Source organism: Agrobacterium sp. B1(2019), from assembly GCF_008274755.1.
GTDB classification, from domain to species: domain Bacteria; phylum Pseudomonadota; class Alphaproteobacteria; order Rhizobiales; family Rhizobiaceae; genus Agrobacterium; species Agrobacterium salinitolerans.
The window spans coordinates 1134424-1155599 of record NZ_VTPB01000002.1 but is presented as its reverse complement, the minus strand read 5'-3'; the positions used below and the strand labels follow the sequence as shown (position 1 = coordinate 1155599).

Genomic DNA, 21176 nt, shown 5'->3' with positions numbered 1-21176 from the left:
GCTGATCAGGCGTTGACGAGATTGCGCGCCCTGTCGTTCCAGAGTCGAAGGCTGCGGGCATAGGCTTCCTCGAAGGACAGAGCCATATCGTTGACCAGCATCAGCGCGATGGCCGTTGTGGAGATGATGATGGTTTCCGCCCTTTCGTCCCTTGCGGCGCCCGTCCATACCGCCCGCCAATATTCGAAGGTTGTGAACATGGTCGGCATTTCAGCGGGCGGCGTCTCGCGTGCGGGAACGATGAATTCCACATCCTTGCCCTTCGAAAGACCGAAAATCCGAGTGCTGCGAAACGGTGTGAATTGCGCGAAATCCCGCGTGTTGCCGAGAATGGCGAGGTTTTCCACCGAAAGCAGCCGTGCCGTGTCCCGATGAAGTTCCTGATAGGAGGGGCGCGCGACACCGATGATCGTGCTTCTGGCGCGAAGCGGATTGAGAAGATGCACGACCGTATTGAGCGGCAGGCGCATCTCCAAAATGCCGTGGAGGCCGAGCAGGCTTTGAAACTGCAGGGACAGTCCGCCAATTGGGAGGTAGGCGATGCGTTCTGAAGCTGTGGCTTTCGCCGCCTGCGAAAGCGATCGGCAGAGGGGAATGCCACAGGCCTGCGCTGCAAGTTCAAGCTTGCCGCCGTTTTCCCCCTGCCCCACATGCCCGTGCAGCAGGACGCTGTATCCCGCCATGGCGACAAGACGGGCGGAGTGGAGAAACCATGGCGCATCGCGATGTTTCGGTGACATATAAGCGGGCCAGTCGAGGTCCACCGATGCAGGCCCTTGCTGATCCCTTTTTATATGTGTCCACATGGCGTCGATAAAACCGGCAAGCTCCGCCGCAGTCACGCCGCGATACTGCATGGTGGCGAGCAGCGCGCCTATCTGTATCGGGTCGGCATCGCCATCGAGAATGATCGAGAGCGCATCCATCGCTTCCCCCTGGCTGAGCGGGCGGCTGTTGCCGATGCCCATCGCCGAGGTTGCTATATATTTGGCAAGCCTCTGCTGCGGATCGGCATTGTGGCCGATGCGCGCGAGACGGTCGGCGATGTTTTCCGGCGTCGGCTGACCTTCCAGAAGAACGCTGGGGCGAAGCGAAAGCGGCGGCGCCTTCATCAGTACGGGCCGCTCCCAGCCGCTTGCACTGGCGCTGGCCGGGGCGGCGGATTTTTTCTGCGAATAGTCCATAAGATTCTCGGCCTCCGCCGCCAGCGACCGGATGCGCAGCCGCATGCTTTCGGCAAAGGGGGTGGGACGAAGGCCCTGACCGGTGCGCAGAAAAAGCTGGTCGCCATATATGTCGCGCAGCTGCTGCAATATCCGGCTCATGGAAGATGTCGGCAGTTCCATGCCCGCCGCCGCGCGGCTGACGCTGCCTTCTCTTAACAAAGCATCAAAAGCGACAAGGAGTTTCAGCTGCCCAAGCCTGTCGGGTTTTGTTGTGGAGGCCCGTTCATCTTTTCTCTTGCCGGTTGTCATCTTGCGATTTTTTACTCCACGGCTCGTCCGTGGAGCCCTTTTTGCAATTTCTAGAATTTAGAATTGTTCGAAAACAAACGCATTGCGCCTGAACTCCCTCCTAAATAAGTGGGGTTAAATTCTCAAGTTAAATGCGGGGGCATAACATGGAATTGAAGTACCGCGGCCGCGAAAAGTCCGCGACGATAATAAAGGCCGGTCTTTCGGCAGCAATGGCTGGAACGTCGCTTTGCATCGCTCAGCCAGCTTTGGCGCAGCAGGCGTCTGAAGGAAGCACGGTTCTTGAGCAGATCGTCGTCACCGCATCCGGTTTCGAGCAGAATGTGAAAGATGCGCCGGCCAGCATCACGGTTGTGACGCGTGAAGATCTGGAAAAGGGATCCTATCGCGATCTGACCGATGCCCTGCGCGAAGTTCAGGGGGTGTCCGTCACCGGCATTGCCAATGAAAAGGACATTTTCATTCGCGGATTGCCCGGCGCCTACACGCTGGTTCTGGTTGACGGCAAGCGGCAGAGCACGCGCGACGCCCGCACCAACGGCAATTCCGGCTTCGAACAGAGTTTCGTGCCGCCGGTTTCGGCGATCGAACGTATCGAAGTGGTGCGCGGGCCGATGTCCTCGCTTTATGGTTCGGACGCTATGGGCGGTGTCATCAACATCATCACGCGTAAGGTCGGCGATGTCTGGTCAGGTTCCGTCACCACCGAAGGCACGGTTCAGCAGCATTCCAAATTCGGCAATAGCGGCCAGGTCTCCTGGTATGCCAACGGACCGATACTGAAGGATCAGCTTGGTCTGCAGCTCTGGGGCAGGGGCTTCACGCGTGGCGAAGACGGTATTCCGAGCGGCACCACGGGCGCCAAGGAATATGATTTCAACGGTCGTCTGACGTTTACGCCGAACGAAGATCACGACATCTATCTCGAAGGCGGCAAGACGCGGCTGCGCCGCAACGCCGAACCTGGCGAGACGCTGGCAGCAACGGATGCCAACGGCACCTACAATACCAATACGCGTGACCATTGGTCATTGTCGCATACCGGCCGCTGGGGGCCGACCACATCCGAATTCTCGTTTCAACAGGAATGGGCGGAGCGCACCAACTTCACCAGAAATATCCGCACCGGCCGCGTGACAGAAAACCCGCGCTCGCCGGAAGTGCGCAACACCGTTCTCGATGGCAAGTTCACGACGCCGTTCGAATTGTTCGGCAACCACACGCTGGTGACAGGCGGACAATATTTCGAGGCGCGGCTGACCGACCAGAACCCGGGACGCCGCACCGGCCGCGACGAAACATTTTCGGCGACGCAATGGGCGCTCTTCCTTGAGGATGAATGGCGCATTGTCGATAATTTCGCGCTGACGGGCGGTCTTCGTCTCGATAATCACGAAAAATACGGCAATCATTTCAGCCCGCGTCTTTATGGCGTCTGGAGCGCGACCGAAGAGCTGACCATCAAGGGCGGCATTTCCACCGGTTTCCGGGCGCCGGAAATCCGCCAGATCGCGCCGGGTTATGCCTATACGACGGGTGGCGGCGGTTGCAGTTATGGCCCCAGCGGCACCTGTGGCGTCATCATCGGCGACCCCAACCTCGAAGCGGAAAAGAGCACGAGCTATGAAGTGGCCGCTCTTTGGGACAATGGCGACGTCGCTCTCGGCGCCACCTATTTCTACACCGATTTCAAGGACAAGATTTCCAATGCGCTGGTGCTCAATCCGGATGGAACACCGGCCCGTTGGAGCGAAGACCGTAACTATCGTCTCTGGTACAATTACAACATCGACGATGCGGTCATTCAGGGTGTGGAATTGACGGCGACCTGGTATGCAACGCCGGACCTGACGCTGCGCGGCAACTATACCTATACCCATTCCGAACAGAAAACCGGCGATTATGAAGGTTTCCCGCTGGCGCGCACGCCGGAACATATGGCCAATCTGCGCGGCGACTGGGTAACCCCAATCGAGGGTCTGGAAGCCTGGGCCTCGCTGAACTACCACGGATCGGAAATCAACGCCGGCCCGCGCATCGGCACTAACGGCACGCCTGTGACGATCAACGGCAAGGCCGGGCGCAAATATGACGCCTACACCACGCTGGATATCGGGGCGAAATATGCGGTCGCCGAAAATGTCGATCTCAATGCCGCCATTTACAATGTCTTCGACAAGGATGTCGGCACCGACGATTTCAACACCGTCATGGAAGGCCGCCGTTTCTGGATCAGCATGACAGCTAAGTTCTGATCCGTTGCCACATTCACGAAAATTGCAGGCGCCTTTGGGCGCCTCTTTTTTTGGGCTATCGCCTATTGACCTCAACTATGGTTGAGGAATTATACCGGCTGCTCTTCACTATGTTTCCGCGTTTTCCGAGCGGAAATCGTTACGGAAGCAGGAGCCAGAATGGAAAATACCGTATTCAAGCACAGCCTGACGGTTGGGGAGGTTGCCCGCCGCAGCGGCATCGCCGTGTCCACCATCCATTTTTATGAGGCGAAGGGATTGATCGAGGGCTGGCGAACCGCCGGTAACCAGCGCCGTTATCATCGCGCTGTTTTGAGACGCATCGCCATCATCCGCATCGCGCAGCGCGCGGGTATACAGCTCAGCATTATCAGGGACGCGATGGCTGATCTGCCGCAGGATCGGGTGGCGACGACGGCCGATTGGCGCAGGTTCTCCCAATCGTGGCGGGAAATGCTGCAGCTTCGCATCAATAGCCTGATCATGCTGCGCGATCAGCTTACCGGCTGTATCGGTTGCGGGTGTCTTTCGCTGGATGATTGTCCGTTGCGCAATCCGAACGATGTTCTGGCCGATGACGGCGCAGGTCCGCGCCGACTCGTTTCTGCGGAATGAACGGGATTTCCGGACCGGAACGGCTGAACCTCACTCGGAATCGGCTGCAACCCAGACGCTGACGCTGCCGCCATTGGTGGAAAAGACGCCCTTGCCGCTCTCATCGAGGGTAATCCGTTCTTCACGGTGCCCGAGAAAGTCGCGCCAGACCGCCCTGGCGTGATCGGGGCCGAGATCGATCTGCTTTTCCGCCGGCTCACCATTCGACATCACCACCACGCAGCCCGGCGCATCGGCGGTGCCGTGGCGGATAAAGGCGACGCAGCTGGCATCGTCGAAAATATCCGTCTGGGCTCCGTTGGCGAAACGGCTGCGGGCCTCTATGAGCTTCGGCAGGCATTCAATGGCGGGCATATCGATCTTATACTCGTTGCCGTCATTGCCGGTGTCGGTGTAGCTCGTGCCGAACAGATCGGGATAAAAGACGCAGGGCACACCCTTTTCGCGCAGCAGGATGATCGCATAGGCAAGAGGTTTGAACCAGGGTTCCACTGGCGCTTCCAGCGATTGCAGTGGCTGTGTGTCGTGATTGTCGACCAGCGTGACGGCATGGTCGGGAACGGCGGAGACAAGCGAGCCGTCGAAGATGCTGCGCATATCGAAATCGCCGCCCTGTTTCGAAGCATCGTGGAAACTGTGGTGAAGGGCGACGTCGAAAAGCATGAGCTGCTTGTCGACCAGTTCGAGATAGCTTTTCAGCGCTTCGAGATCGGGGTGCCAATATTCCGCCACGACGAAAAGATCGGGATCGACCGTTTCCCGCATATGGCCGACCCAGTCGCGGAAGAACCAGGCCGGGATATGTTTTGCGGCATCGAGACGGAAGCCATCCACCTGCACCTGCTCGGAGAGCCAGCGGCCCCAATATTTCAGCTCTTCGTAAACCGCCCGGTTCCTGAACTCGACATCGGCACCCATCAGATAATCGAAATTGCCGTTTTCCTGATCGACTTCCTCATTCCATTCCCCATCGCCATACTCATTGACGAGGCGGAATATCCCGTCTTCAGTCGGCTCCTCGATGTGGTCGACACCGCTGAAGCACTTCAGGTCCCAGATAAATTTGGAATGTTTGCCGTTGCGGCCGGGAAAGGTGAAACGCGTATAGGCCAGCGCCTGAAAGTCTTCATTGTCTATTTCGGTGCGGTCTTCGGGATTGACGCGGCGAACCCGCACCTTCTCCTTCTCGTCTGCACCCATCTTGTGATTGAGAACGACATCGTGAATGACACGGATGCCATTCTCCTTCAGCGTCTTGCCCGCATGTTCAAGGGCGGCGCGATCACCATATTTGGTAGCGACGGTGCCCTTCTGGTCAAATTCGCCAAGGTCGAAGAGATCGTAGGTGTCATAACCCACCGAATAACCGCCGGCGGCGCCCTTGTAGGCGGGTGGCAGCCAGACGTCGGTAATGCCCATTTTGGCAAGGCTTTCGGCCTTTTCGGCCACCTCGCTCCATAACTTCCCTCCGTCCGGATAATACCAATGGAAGAACTGAAGCAAGGTGCGTCCGGCCATATTTCCCTCACAGTCGTTAGCAGGTCGCGCCATAAACGGCCCGGCGGCGAAAGGGTTCCGCCGCCGGCCATGCGCGATCTGCAATTGTTAGGCCGGTGGCCTGTCCGTATATTAGCCGGCTATCTCGAGAAGGGCTGCGCCCGCCTGCAGATAGTCGCCTTCCTTGACAATGAGGCGAACTTTGCCGGCCTTGGTGGCGATAATCTGCGTCTCCATCTTCATGGCCTCCATGACGGCCAGAAGATCGCCTTGCGAAACCGTGTCCCCGTCTTTTACCTTGAAGGACTGCAGGGTGCCGGAAACCGGGGCGGTGAGTTCGCCTTCCTTTTCCTTGGGGGCGGCGGTGCCGGGAACAATCGCGCCGCCGCCGCTAACCGCACCGAGGCTGGAGAGCAGCAGGCTGGGCAGACCGACCGATACACGCTTGCCGTCGATTTCCAGAAAAGTGCGGGTGACGGAAGGGTCGTCGGCCGGTGCCGGGCGCTCCATGGCATCCGGCATGGCGGCGAAATCGGTCTCGATCCAGCGGGTGTGAACCTTGAAACCGTCCGTGCCGATGAAGTCTTCGGTCTCGATCGCGGCGCGATGGAAGGGCAGGACCGTGGCGATGCCTTCGATACGGAACTCCTTCAGCGCGCGGCGGGCGCGGCGCAGGACCTGATCGCGGTCGGCACCCGTGACGATGAGCTTCGCCATCAGCGAGTCGAACACCCCCGGCACACTGGAGCCGCTGACGACGCCGCTATCCACGCGAATGCCGGGACCGGAGGGGGCCTCGAAGAGCGAGATCGAACCGGGTGTCGGCAGGAAACCCCGGCCGGGATCTTCGGCATTGATGCGGAATTCCATCGAGTGTCCACGCGGTTCCGGCGTTTCGAGTACCCGCAGCTTATGGCCTTCGGCAATACGGAACTGCTCGATGACGAGATCGATGCCGGTGGTTTCTTCGGTGATGGGATGTTCCACCTGAAGGCGCGTATTGACCTCGAGGAAGGAAATCGTGCCATCGACGCCGAGCAGGAATTCGACGGTGCCGGCGCCGGAATAACCGGCGGCGGCGCAGATAGCCTTGGCGGCCGTATGGATTTTTTGCCGCTGTTCGTCGGACAGGAAGGGCGCGGGAGCCTCCTCGATCAGCTTCTGGTTCCGGCGCTGCAACGAGCAGTCGCGGGTGCCGAGGACGAGCACATTACCGTGTTTGTCGGCCAGAACCTGCGCTTCGATATGGCGCGGTCGGTCGAGAAAACGTTCAAGAAAACATTCGCCGCGGCCAAAGGCGGCCGTCGCCTCGCGCACGGCGGATTCGTAGAGATCGGCAATCTCTTCCATCTTCCACGCTACCTTCAGGCCGCGACCGCCGCCGCCATGGGCCGCCTTGATGGCGACGGGCAAGCCGTGCTTTTCGGCAAAAGCCGTGACTTCGGCAGCGGATGCGACCGGGCCGTCGCTGCCGGCGACCAGCGGCGCGCCGACGCCGGTGGCGATGCGCCGCGCCTCGACCTTGTCGCCCAGGGCCTCGATGACATGCGGATCGGGGCCAATCCAGATGAGTCCGGCATCAAGAACAGCCTGCGCAAATTCGGCGCGCTCGGACAGGAAACCGTAACCGGGATGCACGGCATCCGCACCGGCGCGTTTGGCAATCGCGATCAGCTTGGCGATATCGAGATAGGTCTCGGCGGGACGTACGCCCTCCAGCGCATAGGCTTCATCCGCCAGCCGGACGAAAAGGGCATCCTGATCGGGATCGGCATATACGGCGGCCGATTGCAGGCCGTAATCGCGACATGCGCGGATGATGCGCACCGCGATCTCGCCGCGATTGGCAATCAGCACTTTTTTCATCGCTCTTCTCCTCGGAATTATGTGTTTTTGGCCGCGATTTCGGCAAATGGGCCGATCGGGCGGAATTTGATTTTGGCGTTCACCGGAATCTGCCCGGCAAGATCGAGATGATATTCGGCGACCGCGCCGATGACAGGATAACCGCCGGTCAGCGGGTGGTCGGCAAGGAAGAGAACCGGCTGGCCGCTATGGGGAATCTGGATCGCCCCAGTCGCTGTGCCTTCGCTTGGCAATTCGGCGCTATCCTTGCGTTCAACCGGCACCTCGCCGGCAAGGCGGATGCCGACGCGGTTCGACTGCGGCGTGACCTGCCAGAGCTGGCCGGTCAGGGTCTCGATACCCTTCTGCGTGAACCAGTCGGTGCGGGGCCCGAGAACAATGTCCAGCGTGACAACCTCGCCGACTGCCGGCGCATCGAAGGCTGGTATCTCGTCGATCGATACGCTGGAAAGGCCGGTCTTCTCGCCGTCGAGCGGCAGTATGGCGCCTGCCCCCACCGGCTCCGGACCGACGACAGCCAATGTATCGGTCGCAAAACTGCCGAGCACCGGCTCGACATCGAAGCCGCCGCGCACCGCAAGATAACAGCGCATGCCCTTCGGCGGCTGCCCGAAGGTCACCACATCACCGGGTTCGAGTGACACCGGGCTATGGGTTTTGGCCGCGAAGCTGCGGTCTGCCGTGGTAATCGTGACGGGGCAGGGCGCACCGGCAATACCAATGACGGTACGGCTCGCGGTTTTAAAGGAAAAGCCGCCGAGCGTCAGTTCGAGACACGGCGTATTGGCAGGGTTGCCGACGATGCGGTTGGCGGCATTGAATGCGCCGCGATCCAGAGCGCCGGAGGCCGAGACGCCCTGCCCGGTCTGGCCGAAGCGGCCGAGATCCTGGAAGATGGCGGGCATGGGGGCGGCGAGCACCTCGAAATACGGGCTGTCTTTTCCCGGTTCTTTACTGCGCGGTGTCAGTGCAGGGATATTGACCGTTTTGCCGGCCTTGTCCATGTCGAAGAAACGAACCCGGTAACCCGGCTGGAAAAGCGCGCCGGGATCGCGGTCTATGTCCCACATCTTCAATGGCGTGGTGCCGATGATCTGCCAGCCGCCGGGGCTGTTTTGCGGGTAGACGCCGCTGAAGGCGCCAGCCAGCGCCACGGAGCCTGCCGGAATACGGGTGCGCGGGCTTTGCCGGCGCGGCACATGCAGGGCCGGGTCGCCGCCGACCAGATAACCGAAGCCGGGGGCGAAGCCGCAGAAGGCCACAGTGAATTCGCTTTCAGTATGGCGGCGGATGACTTCTTCGATGCTCATGCCGGTCAATTCGGCAACATCGGCGAGGTCCTCACCATTATAGTGGACGGGAATTTCCACGAGTTTGTCCGAAGGCGCGATTTTTGCGGAAAGATCGCGGCTTGCCAGCCGCGCGGCTAGCGCTTCGACGCCGATCGTTTCAGGGCGGAAACGGATCATCAATGTGCGGGCAGCCGGCACCGTTTCTTCGATACCTTCGACCGGATCGTTCTGAAGCGAGGCGAAAAGCGCCAGCGTTTCATCGAGATCGGCAAGTTCGACAAGAATGGTGGTGAGGCTGACGGGGAGAAAACGCATCATATCCTCACGCGTGATAGGCGGAATCGGGAATGTCGGTGATGAACATGTGTCCCGGCGCATGGGTGATCGCAAAGGGCACGCCGGACGCTATCACGGCGGCCTGGGGTGTGACGCCGCAGGCCCAGAACACCGGGACTTCGCCCGGCTCGATCCGCACCGCATCGCCGAAATCAGGCTTTGAAAGATCGGTAATGCCGATCTCTTCGGGCGCGCCGACATGCACGGGTGCGCCATGCACCGCCGGAAACCGTCCCGAAATAGTCGCCGCATCAGCCACGCGCGATGCCGGGATCGGCCGCATCGAAACCACCATGTTGCCCTTCAGCCGACCGGCCGGACGGCAGGGCCGGTTGGTGAGATACATCGGCACATTGCTCTTGTCGGTCATGTGGCGGATTTCGATGCCTGCTTCCACCATCGGCGTTTCGAAGGTGAAGCTGCAGCCGATCAGGAAGGCGACGAGATCATCGCGTTCCGCCCAGGCGGCGGTGGCGTCGGCCGTTTCCTCGACAAGCTTGCCGTCCCGCCAGATGCGGTAGAGCGGCAGGTCGGTTCTCAGATCGGCGCCGGGCGCCAGAAGCGTTGTCGGCGAACCGGGATCGGAAACATCGAGCACCGGGCAGGGTTTGGGATTGCGCTGCGCATAAAGCAGAAAATCGAAGGCCCAGTCGCGCGGCAGCACGATCATGTTCGCCTGCGTGAAGCCGGGTGCAATGCCGGAAGTTGGGGCGACGAGGCCGTCACGATAGGTCGCACGGGCCTTTCGTGCGGCGTCGGCGTTCGTGTGGTTGAGATAGGATGTCGGTATCGTCATCGGCTATCCTTTCAGAGACTGGATGCAAAAGAGCGGATGTCGATGCCATCAGCCTCGAAACGGCGGCGGATTTCCTCGGCGATCGCGACCGCACCGGGACTGTCGCCATGCACGCAGATGGATTGCGCCTCGATTTTTATGACGCTGCCATCGATTGCCTCCAGCGTGCCCTCGCGGGCAAGCTGCACCATGCGGCCGGCGATTTTTGCCGCGTCGTGCAGCACGGCCCCGGCTTCGCGGCGGGAGACGAGCTGGCCTTGAGGCGTATAGGCGCGGTCGGCAAAGGCTTCGGCAACGACGGCAAGACCGGATTTGCGGGCGAGATCGAGGATGGGCGCGTTGGCGAGGCCCATCAGCACCAGTGAAGGATCGATGGCCTTGATGCCGTCGATGACGGCCTGTCCCTGTTTTGCGTCATTGGCGATGCGGTTATAGAGCGCGCCATGCGGCTTGACGTAACGCACCGTGGTGCCGGCAGCGGCGGCGACGCCTTTCAGCGCGCCGATCTGGTAGATGACATCGGCAATCAGTTCTTCCGAGGTAGCGTCCAGATCGCGGCGGCCGAAGCCGACGCGGTCAGGATAGGAAACATGGGCGCCAACGACCACGCCTTTTTCGGCGGCGGCCTTGACGGTGCGGTAGATGCCGGCAGGGTCGCCGGCATGAAATCCGCAGGCAATGTTGGCGCTGGAAACGATGGCGAGCATCGCCTCATCGTCGCCCATGCGCCATGCGCCGTAACTTTCGCCAAGATCGCTGTTGAGATCGATAGCGGCCATGTTTGCCTCCCTTTAGAGCATTTCCAGCAAAAGTGCGTAGCAGTTTTGCGTCCGGAAAATGCGTAAAAACAGATATGTAGAGCGTTTCCGCTTTTCTCCGAAATGCGGAAACGCTCCAGTTTATTACAGGCCGAGCAGGCCGAAGATGGTGCCGGCAGACTTGTAGCCCATGTACCACGTCAAGGCGCAGGTCAGAACGCCAAGCCCGAGCAGGATGCGCGAGTAGCGATGGCCGCCCATCAGGTCTTCGCGTTTCCACGCGGCAAACAGGAAGATGCTAAGGCCGATTGGCAGGATGAGGCCGTTCAGGCCGCCGACGAAAACCAACATGGCGGCGGGCGGCGTGGTGATCAGCAGGTAGCAGACGAGCGAAACGGCGATGAAAATAATCGTCGCTATGTTACGGGCACGTTCGCTCATGTCCTGCTTGAAGACGGGCAGGAACGATACGGAGGTGTAGGCTGCGCCGATGACGCTGGTGATGGCTGCGGCCCAGAAGATGATGCCGAAGAGCCGGAAGCCGAGATCGCCAGCAGCTGAACGGAAGGCCTGTGCGGCAGGGTTGGCGGCCTGGCCGGACGTATCGATGATGACGCCGCTGGCGACGACGCCAAGAATGGCGAGGAACAGCACATAGCGCATGATGCCGGTGACGGCGATACCGGTCAGCGCGGCGCGGTTGACGACAGGCAGGTTTTCAATGCCGACCATGCCCCGGTCCAGCAGCCGGTGTGCGCCGGAATAGGTGATGTAGCCGCCCACGGTGCCGCCGACGATGGTGGTGATGGTTGCGAAATTGATCGTGTCCGGCAGGAAGGTCTGGCGGAAGGCGTCACCCACCGGCGGTGCGGAAACGAAGGCCACATAAAGCGTCAGCACGATCATTATTATACCGGCGAAAATGATGAACCGGTCGACGGCAAGGCCGGCGCGCTTGGAAACAAAGATGGCGATGGAAAAAATCGCGCTGATGGCACCGCCTATTTTCGGGTCCAGACCGAAAATCGCGTTCAGGCCAAGGCCGGTGCCGCCGATATTGCCGATGTTGAAGAACAGGCCACCGATGATGACGAGGATGGCCAGGAAATAACCGGCGCCGGGAATGGCGGCATTGGCGATATCGGATGCCCGCATACGCGTCAGCGTCACAATGCGCCAGATGTTGAGTTGGACGACGAAGTCGATGAGGATGGAGGCAAGAATGCCGAAAGCGAAGGCGGCGCCAAGCTGGGTCGTGAATGTCGCCGTCTGCGTGATGAAGCCCGGACCGATGGCGGATGTCGCCATCAGGAAAATCGCTCCCATCAGGGATGCGCGTTTTGACATTTTTAGGTCGGCAGTCGGGGTGAGCTTTTTCTGCTCCATGGATTTTCTCCGCTCCTATCGCTATCCGCCCCTCGCGGATGCTTTATGGCAAGAGTTTGTCGTGTTCCGTGAAATTGTCAATATTGTTCAACAATAAATAATAATCGTTCTCTCATTTTGTCTATTTGTTGGACGTTATGCGCATGAATTCACCACGTTTTTTTCGTGCTTTGCTAATGCTTTGTGCTATGGGCAGAACATAGCCGTGTCCGAACACGCCTGTCACGGAATTCCCGATGCTGCATTGCTCTTAAGGAAAGGAGCGCCATGACCGAGACGATAGAGGGTCTGCCGCTTGCGGATCGATTGGCCAAGGGTATTCGCACCCTGCTGATCTCCGGCGAGCTGACGCCGGGGCAGCGCCTTTCAGAGGCGGCCTTCAGTGAACGTTTCGACGTGTCGCGCAATTCGCTGCGCGAAGCTTTCCGGCTTCTGACCAAGGACGGGCTTTTGCGCCATGAGGCCAATCGCGGCGTGTTCGTCGCCGTTCCCACCATGTCCTCGGTGATCGATATTTATCGGGTGCGACGCATGGTAGAATGCGGCGCGCTTCGCCAGGCCTGGCACAAGCATCCTGCGATCAAGACGATGCGGGCAGCGGTCGAGGACGCCAAGGTCAAGCGTGAAGATGCCGACTGGCTGGGTGTGGGAAGCGCCAACATGAAATTCCACGCCGCGGTTGTCGATCTTCTCGACAGTGCCCGTCTCAGCGATTTCTACGAGCGTATCGCCGCTGAACTCAGGCTTTGCTTCGGCTTGCTGAAAGATCCCGAACAGCTTCATTCCCCCTTTGTGGACATGAACAGCAAGATCCTGTCGCTGATGGAAGAAGGCAAGGCGCAACAGGCCGGCGAGGAGATGGAAATCTATCTCAATCTGTCCGAGCGGACGGTTCTGAAGGCGCTTGAACGCGCCGTTGAACACGCTTCCTGACATGACGGGCGGCAGGGGAGGAAACGACCCTTGCCGCTCCCGCCATTTTTTGCATCCGCAGCCGATTGCCAAGTTTGCTGCGCTGCGTCATCAATGACGACATGACGCTTCGCGACCTGACCATTCTCGTTATCGACGAAAACGCGATCCGCGCCTCCATCATCGAGGAGGGGCTACGCGAGGCCGGCTATCATCGCGTCACGGTCATCCACGAGGTGAACGGGGTGGCGCGCACCATCGAGACGCTGCAGCCCGACGTCATTTTCATCGATCTGGAAAATCCCAATCGTGACATGATGGAGCATCTGTTCCAGCTCACCCGCACGGTTGGCCGGCCGATCGCCATGTTTGTCGATCGTTCCGACACGGCGTCCATCGAGGCGGCCGTCGAGGCGGGCGTTTCCGCCTATGTGGTGGACGGGCTGAAGAAGGAGCGGGTCAAACCCATTCTCGATATGGCAGTCAGCCGCTTTAATGCTTTCAGCCGCTTGCAACGGGAACTTGCCGACGCCAAGTCGGCGCTTGAGGAACGCAAGGTCATCGAGCGCGCCAAGGGCATCCTGATGAAGATGCGTGGTCTTTCCGAAGAGGAGGCCTTTGCGCTTTTGCGGCAAACGGCGATGAACGAGAAGAAAAAACTTTCCGAGATCGCGCAAAGCGTGGTCACCGCGGCCGGTCTGTTGATGTGACGAACCCCCGGTCGGACAGTCAAGGAGTGCATGATATGGCGGCACCGGAAAAAACGGCCGGATCAGATAAGGCGGCAGCGCAAGCCACGGGCGCACCCGCAATCGTCGGCAGCGACCGGCAGAAAGTCCTGCGTGCCGGCTTTATTCCGCTTGTCGACGCATCCGTCCTGATTGCTGCGGCCGAATTCGGTTTCGCCGAACGCGAAGGTCTTTCGCTCGATCTCGTCAAGGATGTTTCCTGGGCGAATGTGCGCGACCGGCTGGCGTTTCGGCAATTCGATATCGCCCACATGCTGTCGCCGATGCCGGTCGCCTCCATGCTCGGGCTCGGCTCCAACCCGTCGCCGACGATCACGCCCTTTTCACTCGGGAGGGGCGGCAATGCGATCACGCTCTCGACCCGGCTTTTTGAGCGGATGAAGGTTTTGACCGGGCTTTCCGAAACGGCGGGAGCGCTGGAAAACGCCGAGGCGTTGAAGCGGGTGCTCGATGATATGCGCGCCCGCGGCGAGCCTCCGCCGACGCTCGGCATGACCTATCCGTTTTCATCGCATAATTACGAATTTCGCTATTGGCTGGCCGCTGGCGGTATTCATCCCGATCATGATGTGAAGCTTGTGGTGGTTCCGCCGCCATTGACCTCGGATGCGCTCGCTGCCGGAGCCATTGACGGTTTCTGCGTCGGCGCGCCGTGGAACATCGTCGCCGCCGAGCGTGGAGTGGGCCGGATCGTGGCTGCCAAGCAGGATTTGTGGCCTTCCGCACCGGAAAAGGTCATTGGCATGCGGCCGGAATGGGCGGAAAACCAGCAGGAAACGGTCGGGCGGCTGCTGACGGCGCTCGATGCCGCCGCGCGCTGGTGTGATGTTGCGGGAAATCACGATGATCTGAGCCGGGTGCTTGCTGATCCCCGCTATATCGGCGCGCCGGAAAGCATCATCCGCCACGTTCTTGCCGGTGAATTCAACATTGACAGCCAGGGCAATCGCCGGGTTATCGACAAATATTTCCTGTTTCACGGTGGTCATGCCAATTATCCGCGCCAGAGCCAGGCATTGTGGATTTACAGCCAGATGATCCGTTGGGGGCAGGCGGAGTTTTCGCAGGCCGGCGTGGAGGCCGCCCTGTCTGCCTACCGGCCGGATATTTATCGGGCGGCGCTGGGCGATGCCAATGCGCCTGATGATGCCGATATTCGTATCGAAGGGCAGGAAGCTGGCGACCGTTTTGTGGACGGCGTCGTCTTCGATCCCGCTGACATTACACGGTATGTGAATGGTTTTGCCGTGCGCAGTTCTGCCCCTGTTTCCACCTCCCAAGGCGAAGCCTGAGAGCAGTTCAGCCGGGCTAGCTGCGCAAATTTCAAGCGCGGAATTTCTCCAGTTGCGCAAACGATAGACAAAATCGCGGCTGGTTAAAATTTAGTCGTTTGACGGAACTTTTGAAATTCTGTTTTATTTGCAATAATATAACTTCCATATAGAGAACTGGCACGCCTCTTGCATCTCTTTGTTTGCACCGGTCAACGGCGATCGGGGCGAGCAGGGCGCGGCATAGGCGCTTTCAAAGACATCGACGTCGCAAGGTTTTGCTGCCCGGAACACCTCCCGTTCCGCAGGCGCAAACACCGAGCGGCGTTTTTTTATTTTCAGGTTTTTTCGCAAGCGAAAAACGTCACCCGCAAGGGTGGCCTAATAAGGGGAACATGCGAATGAAAGAGATAGTCTCCGGCGCTGTCAGCCGCCGCACGATATTGAAGACGACAGCCGCCGTCGCCCTCGTCAGCGCCGTGCGCGCGGCCTTTCCTTCCGGTGCTTTCGCAGCCACCGCTGAGCCCGAGGTGAAAGGCGCGAAAATAGGCTTCATCGCGCTGACCGATGCCGCCCCGCTCATCGTTGCGGCGGAAAAGGGTCTCTTCGCCAAACACGGCATGCCGGATGTCGAGGTTCTGAAACAGGCCTCCTGGGGTGCGACGCGCGACAATCTCGTGCTCGGCGGCGCATCGAACGGCATTGACGGCGCGCATATCCTGACACCCATGCCCTATCTCATGCATACCGGCAGGGTGACCCAGAATAATGTGCCGGTGCCGATGGCAATCCTTGCCCGCCTCAACCTCGACAGCCAGGGCATTTCCGCCGCCAGGGAATATGCCGAAACCGGCGTTCAACTGGATGCTTCCAAGTTGAAGGCAGCTTTTGAGAAAAAGAAGGCCGAGGGCAAGGAAATCAAGGCCGCCATGACCTTCCCCGGCGGCACGCATGATCTGTGGCTTCGCTATTGGCTTGCCGCCGGCGGCATCGACCCGGACAAGGACGTCTCCACCATTGTCGTTCCGCCGCCGCAGATGGTCGCCAATATGAAGGTCGGCAATATGGACGTCTTCTGTGTGGGCGAACCCTGGAACGAGCAGCTCGTCAATCAGGGCATCGGTTTCACCGCCTGTACCACCGGCGAACTCTGGAAGGGCCATCCTGAAAAGGCGCTCAGCATGCGCGCCGACTGGGTGGAAAACAACCCCAACGCCACCAAGGCGCTGCTGATGGCCGTCATGGAGGCGCAGCAATGGTGCGATGAAATGGCGAACAAGGAAGAAATGTCCGCCATCCTCGGCAAACGTCAATGGTTTAACGTGCCGCCGAAGGACGTTCTCGGTCGCCTCAAGGGTAATATCAATTATGGCAACGGCCGTGTTCTGGAAAATACCGGTCTGCAGATGAAGTTCTGGCAGGACCACACCTCCTATCCCTTCCGCAGCCACGACAGCTGGTTCATCGCGGAAAACATCCGCTGGGGCAAATTGGCGCCCGACACGGACGTGAAGGCGCTGGTTGAGCAGGTTAACCGCGAGGATATCTGGCGCGAGGCGGCCAAGGATCTCGGCGTAACCGATCTTCCCGCCTCCACCTCGCGCGGCAAGGAAACCTTCTTCGACGGCAAGGTCTTCGATCCTGAAAACCCGTCGGCCTATCTCGAAAGCCTGTCCATCAAGGCGGCCTCCTGAGGAGGAGAGCCGGGTGTCGCTCCTCATCCGCCAGCAGTGCCACCTAACCGGCGCTGCTGAAGACCGGATGAGGGGCGAGCCCAGACCGCAACCGAAATCAAGAGGGAACGCCCATGTCCGCATTGGCCCGAAAATTCAACGAAGAGCCGCATCAGCCGGTAGCGCAGAAGGCAAATATCGTGTCGCTTGCGCCGAAACAGTCACCGCGCATCGATCTGCGCAAATGGAGTGCGGCGGCGGCCCGCAACACCATACCGCCATTCCTCGTACTCGCCATTCTGCTCGGTGTCTGGCAGCTTCTCTGTTCCGCGCCGGGCGCGTCGCTGCCGCCGCCAAGCCAGGTCTTCGAGGAAAGCTACGATCTCATCGTATCGCCGTTCTTCGAGAACGGATCGCAGGATATCGGCCTTGGCTGGCGTGTGCTGGTCTCGCTGGAGCGCGTGGCTTACGGTTTCGGCCTTGCGGCGATCGCCGGCATCATTCTCGGTGCCGTCATCGGCCAGTCGGTCTGGGCCATGCGTGGTCTCGACCCGATCTTTCAGGTGCTGCGCACCGTGCCGCCGCTTGCCTGGTTACCCCTGTCGCTGGCCGCCTTTCAGGACAGCAACCCTTCCGCCATTTTCGTGATCTTCATCACCTCCATCTGGCCGGTCATCATCAACACGGCGGTCGGCGTGCGCAATATTCCGCAGGATTACCGCAACGTGGCGCAGGTGCTGCGGCTCAACCAGCTGGAATTTTTCTTCAAGATCATGCTGCCTTCGGCAGCGCCCTATATCTTCACCGGCCTGCGCATCGGTATTGGCCTGTCGTGGCTCGCCATCGTTGCGGCGGAAATGCTGACCGGCGGCGTCGGCATCGGTTTCTTCATCTGGGATGCGTGGAACTCCTCGCGCCTACCCGACATCATCGTGGCGCTCGCTTACATCGGCGTTGTCGGCTTCATGCTCGACAAGCTGGTGGCGGCTCTCGGCAAGGTCATCACCCGCGGCGCTGCGGCAAATTGAGGGGGCCAAAATTATGAACGTTTATCTGAAGCTCGATCACATCGACAAATATTTCGACAAGGGCGGCGCACGCGCCGAGGTGTTGAAAGGCATCAACCTCACCATCGAAAAAGGCGAATTCGTCTCGGTCATCGGTCATTCCGGCTGTGGCAAGTCCACCATGCTGAACCTCATCGCCGGGCTGACGAAAGTCTCCGCCGGTGCGGTGCTTCTCGAAAACCGGGAGGTTAACGAACCCGGTCCGGAACGCGCTGTCGTATTCCAGAACCACAGTCTGCTGCCCTGGCTTTCAGTCTATGAAAACGTCAATCTCGCCGTGGAAAAAGTGTTCCGCAACACCAAGACACGGGCCGAGCGGCACGACTGGGTCATGCGCAATCTCGATCTCGTGCAGATGGCCCATGCCAAGGACAAGAAGCCTTCGGAAATTTCCGGCGGCATGAAACAGCGTGTCGGCATTGCCCGCGCGCTTGCCATGGAGCCGAAGATCCTGCTGCTGGATGAGCCCTTCGGCGCGCTGGACGCGCTGACCCGCGCCCATCTTCAGGACGCGGTGATGGAAATCCACGCCCGGCTCGGCAACACCATGGTCATGATCACCCATGATGTCGACGAGGCGGTGCTGCTCTCGGACCGTATCGTGATGATGACCAACGGCCCCGCCGCCCATATCGGCGAAGTGCTTGACGTGCCGTTGGCACGCCCGCGCAACCGCATCGAGCTCGCATCCGACAAGACCTATCTCAAATGCCGCGAGGCCGTGCTGAAATTCCTTTACGAACGTCACCGCTTCATTGAAGCTGCGGAGTAACGACCATGACGCAAAAACTCGTCATCATCGGCAATGGCATGGCGCCGGGGCGCATGCTGGAGAACCTGTTCGAAACCGCCCCCGGCCTTTACGACGTCACCATTTTCAACGCCGAGCCGCGCGTCAATTACGACCGCATCATGCTCTCGCCGGTGCTCTCAGGCGAAAAGAGCTATGAAGACATCGTCATTCATAATGACGAATGGTACGCCGCCAATAATGTCACGCTGCACAAGGGCGCGAAGGTCACCGGCATCGACCGCGACAGGAGGACCGTGACCAGCGAAAACGGCATCACGGTTTCCTACGACAAGCTGGTGATCGCCACCGGTTCGTCGCCCTTCATCATTCCCGTCCCCGGCCATCAATTGCCGGGCGTGCTCGCCTACCGCGATCTCGACGATGTGACGAAGATGCTGGAAATCGCTGAAGGCAAAGGCCGCGCCATCGTCATCGGCGCCGGTCTTCTCGGGCTGGAAGCCGCCTATGGCCTCAAGCGCCAGGGCATGGATGTCACCGTCATCCACCTGATGCCGACGATCATGGAGCGTCAGCTCGATCCGGCAGCGGCCTATCTTCTGGAAAAGGCGCTCAATGAGCGTGGCATCGACATCATCACCAAGGCCAATACCAAATGCATTCTGGGTGAGGAGAAGGTCGAGGGTATCGAACTGGAAGACGGCCGGGTCATCAAGGGGGATATGGTGGTGATGGCGGTCGGCATCCGCCCGGCTTCGGGTCTTGCCAAGGAGGCCGGCATCGCCGTCAATCGCGGCATCGTGGTGGATGACGGCATGATGACGTCGGACGCTTCCATCTACGCGCTCGGCGAATGCGCCGAACATCGCGGCATGTGCTATGGCCTCGTCGCGCCGCTTTATGAATCGGCGCGTGTGCTCGCCGACCGGCTCTGCGGCGGTTCTGCCGAATATCACGGCTCCGTCACCAATACCAAGCTGAAGGTCACCGGCATCAACCTGTTTTCCGCCGGTGATTTTGCGGAGGGCGACGACCGCGAGGAAATCGTGCTGCGCGATGCCACCGCAGGCGTCTACAAGCGCCTGATCCTGAAGGAAAACCGCATCATCGGCGCGGTGCTTTACGGCGAGACGGCTGATGGCTCGTGGTTCTTCGACCTGATGAAGAAATCCACCGACATTTCCGCCATGCGCGAAACCCTGATCTTCGGCCAGGCCTATCAGGGAGGGTCGCCGCTGGACCCTATGGCGGCCGTTGCAGCCTTGCCGGATGATGCGGAAATCTGCGGCTGCAACGGCGTTTGCAAGGGCAAGATCACATCTGCCATCACCTCCAAGGGGCTGACCTCGCTGGACGATGTGCGCGCCCACACCAAGGCGTCGGCCTCGTGCGGCAATTGCACCGGTCTTGTCGAGCAGCTGATGACGATAACGCTCGGCGACAGCTACAATCCTGCTGCCGTGCAACCGATGTGCAAATGCACCGATCTCGGCCACGACCATGTGCGCCTTCTGATCAAGGCCAAGGGGCTGAAGACCATTCCCGCCGTGATGCAGGAGCTGGAATGGAAAACCTCCTGCGGCTGCGCCAAATGCCGGCCGGCACTCAATTATTACCTCGTCTGCGACTGGCCGGACGAATATGCCGACGATTACCAGTCGCGTTATATCAATGAGCGCGTCCACGCCAATATCCAGAAGGATGGCACCTATTCCGTCGTGCCGCGCATGTGGGGCGGCGTCACGAATTCCTCGGAGTTGAGGGCGATTGCGGATGTGGTCGACAAGTTCGAAATCCCGATGGTGAAGGTGACGGGCGGCCAGCGCATCGACCTTCTCGGCATCGAGAAGGAGGATTTGCCCGCCGTCTGGGCCGATCTCGGCAAGGCCGGTTTCATTTCCGGTCAGGCCTATGCCAAAGGCTTGCGCACCGTGAAGACCTGTGTGGGCCAGCAATGGTGCCGTTTCGGCACGCAGGATTCCACCGGCCTTGGCATCCGCATCGAGAAATTCATGTGGGGTTCGTGGACGCCCGCCAAGCTGAAACTTGCCGTTTCCGGCTGTCCGCGCAACTGCGCGGAGGCGACCTGCAAGGATATCGGCGTGATCTGCGTCGATTCTGGTTTCGAGATCCACTTCGCCGGTGCTGCGGGTCTCGATATCAAGGGCACGGAGGTGCTTGGCCTTGTCAAAACCGAGGATGAGGCGCTGGGGCATATCGTGGCGCTGACGCAGATGTATCGCGAACAGGCGCGCTATCTCGAGCGCATCTACAAGTGGGCCAAGCGCATCGGCTACGACGAAATCCGCCGCCAGATCATGGACGATGCGGAAAAGCGCAAGGCCTATTTCGACCGCTTCGTCTTCAGTCAAAAATTCGCGCAGGTCGATCCGTGGTCGGAACGCGTATCCGGCCACGACAAGCACGAATTCAGGCCCATGGCGGCAATCGGTTTCAGCGAGGCGGCGGAGTGAGAA

The 21176-nt window shown here is 59.9% G+C and carries 16 protein-coding genes; 9 read left to right on the top strand and 7 right to left on the bottom strand.

The window, feature by feature from the left end; translation table 11 throughout:
* Nucleotides 1–5: 5 nt before the first annotated feature.
* A complete protein-coding gene (locus AGR1_RS20155) occupies nucleotides 6–1475 on the bottom strand; it encodes a glycosyl transferase family protein (RefSeq protein ID WP_080794619.1) in 1470 nt (489 codons plus the stop codon).
* Between the two features lie 146 nt (nucleotides 1476–1621).
* On the opposite strand from AGR1_RS20155, the gene AGR1_RS20150 reads away from it, so the two are divergent.
* Nucleotides 1622–3730 (top strand): TonB-dependent siderophore receptor, encoded by a 2109-nt coding sequence (locus AGR1_RS20150; protein WP_080794620.1) that lies wholly within the window; start codon nucleotides 1622–1624, stop codon nucleotides 3728–3730.
* A 159-nt stretch (nucleotides 3731–3889) separates the two neighbouring features.
* Complete coding sequence (gene soxR, locus AGR1_RS20145) at nucleotides 3890–4345, top strand: redox-sensitive transcriptional activator SoxR (protein WP_003519761.1); 456 nt, start codon at nucleotides 3890–3892, stop codon at nucleotides 4343–4345.
* A 30-nt stretch (nucleotides 4346–4375) separates the two neighbouring features.
* Here soxR and amyA read toward each other — a convergent pair whose 3' ends face one another.
* The 6 genes from amyA to AGR1_RS20115 all read right to left on the bottom strand — a co-directional run bounded on the left by amyA (nucleotide 4376) and on the right by AGR1_RS20115 (nucleotide 12276).
* Nucleotides 4376–5863: an alpha-amylase gene (gene amyA, locus AGR1_RS20140; RefSeq protein ID WP_149147968.1), complete on the bottom strand. Its 1488-nt coding sequence runs from the start codon at nucleotides 5861–5863 to the stop codon at nucleotides 4376–4378.
* A 111-nt stretch (nucleotides 5864–5974) separates the two neighbouring features.
* Nucleotides 5975–7708, bottom strand: coding sequence for a biotin carboxylase N-terminal domain-containing protein (locus AGR1_RS20135; protein ID WP_149147967.1), 1734 nt, complete (start codon nucleotides 7706–7708; stop codon nucleotides 5975–5977).
* A gap of 17 nt (nucleotides 7709–7725) precedes the next feature.
* Nucleotides 7726–9315: a 5-oxoprolinase/urea amidolyase family protein gene (locus AGR1_RS20130; protein ID WP_149147966.1), complete on the bottom strand. Its 1590-nt coding sequence runs from the start codon at nucleotides 9313–9315 to the stop codon at nucleotides 7726–7728.
* A gap of 7 nt (nucleotides 9316–9322) precedes the next feature.
* Nucleotides 9323–10132, bottom strand: coding sequence for a putative hydro-lyase (locus tag AGR1_RS20125; RefSeq protein ID WP_080794628.1), 810 nt, complete (start codon nucleotides 10130–10132; stop codon nucleotides 9323–9325).
* Between the two features lie 11 nt (nucleotides 10133–10143).
* Nucleotides 10144–10911 carry a 5-oxoprolinase subunit PxpA gene (locus AGR1_RS20120; protein ID WP_149147965.1) on the bottom strand — a complete coding sequence of 256 codons (768 nt, stop codon included), beginning with the start codon at nucleotides 10909–10911 and terminating at the stop codon, nucleotides 10144–10146.
* 123 nt (nucleotides 10912–11034) lie between these two features.
* Nucleotides 11035–12276: an NRAMP family divalent metal transporter gene (locus AGR1_RS20115; RefSeq protein WP_149147964.1), complete on the bottom strand. Its 1242-nt coding sequence runs from the start codon at nucleotides 12274–12276 to the stop codon at nucleotides 11035–11037.
* A gap of 267 nt (nucleotides 12277–12543) precedes the next feature.
* On the opposite strand from AGR1_RS20115, the gene AGR1_RS20110 reads away from it, so the two are divergent.
* From AGR1_RS20110 to nirB, 7 genes are all read left to right on the top strand, one after another.
* A complete protein-coding gene (locus tag AGR1_RS20110) occupies nucleotides 12544–13209 on the top strand; it encodes a GntR family transcriptional regulator (RefSeq protein WP_080794633.1) in 666 nt (221 codons plus the stop codon).
* Nucleotides 13210–13310: 101 nt separating this feature from the next.
* Entirely contained in the window at nucleotides 13311–13898 is a 588-nt protein-coding gene (locus tag AGR1_RS20105; protein ID WP_149147963.1) for an ANTAR domain-containing response regulator, read from the top strand.
* A 35-nt stretch (nucleotides 13899–13933) separates the two neighbouring features.
* A complete protein-coding gene (locus tag AGR1_RS20100; RefSeq protein WP_149147962.1) occupies nucleotides 13934–15229 on the top strand; it encodes a CmpA/NrtA family ABC transporter substrate-binding protein in 1296 nt (431 codons plus the stop codon).
* A 380-nt stretch (nucleotides 15230–15609) separates the two neighbouring features.
* Nucleotides 15610–16902 (top strand): CmpA/NrtA family ABC transporter substrate-binding protein, encoded by a 1293-nt coding sequence (locus AGR1_RS20095; protein ID WP_149147961.1) that lies wholly within the window; start codon nucleotides 15610–15612, stop codon nucleotides 16900–16902.
* A gap of 113 nt (nucleotides 16903–17015) precedes the next feature.
* Nucleotides 17016–17909, top strand: a complete 894-nt coding sequence (gene ntrB / locus AGR1_RS20090; protein WP_077983240.1) for a nitrate ABC transporter permease — start codon at nucleotides 17016–17018, stop codon at nucleotides 17907–17909.
* 13 nt (nucleotides 17910–17922) lie between these two features.
* Nucleotides 17923–18720: an ABC transporter ATP-binding protein gene (locus AGR1_RS20085; protein ID WP_080794639.1), complete on the top strand. Its 798-nt coding sequence runs from the start codon at nucleotides 17923–17925 to the stop codon at nucleotides 18718–18720.
* Nucleotides 18721–18725: 5 nt separating this feature from the next.
* Nucleotides 18726–21173 carry a nitrite reductase large subunit NirB gene (gene nirB, locus AGR1_RS20080; RefSeq protein ID WP_149147960.1) on the top strand — a complete coding sequence of 816 codons (2448 nt, stop codon included), beginning with the start codon at nucleotides 18726–18728 and terminating at the stop codon, nucleotides 21171–21173.
* Nucleotides 21174–21176 lie beyond the last annotated feature (3 nt).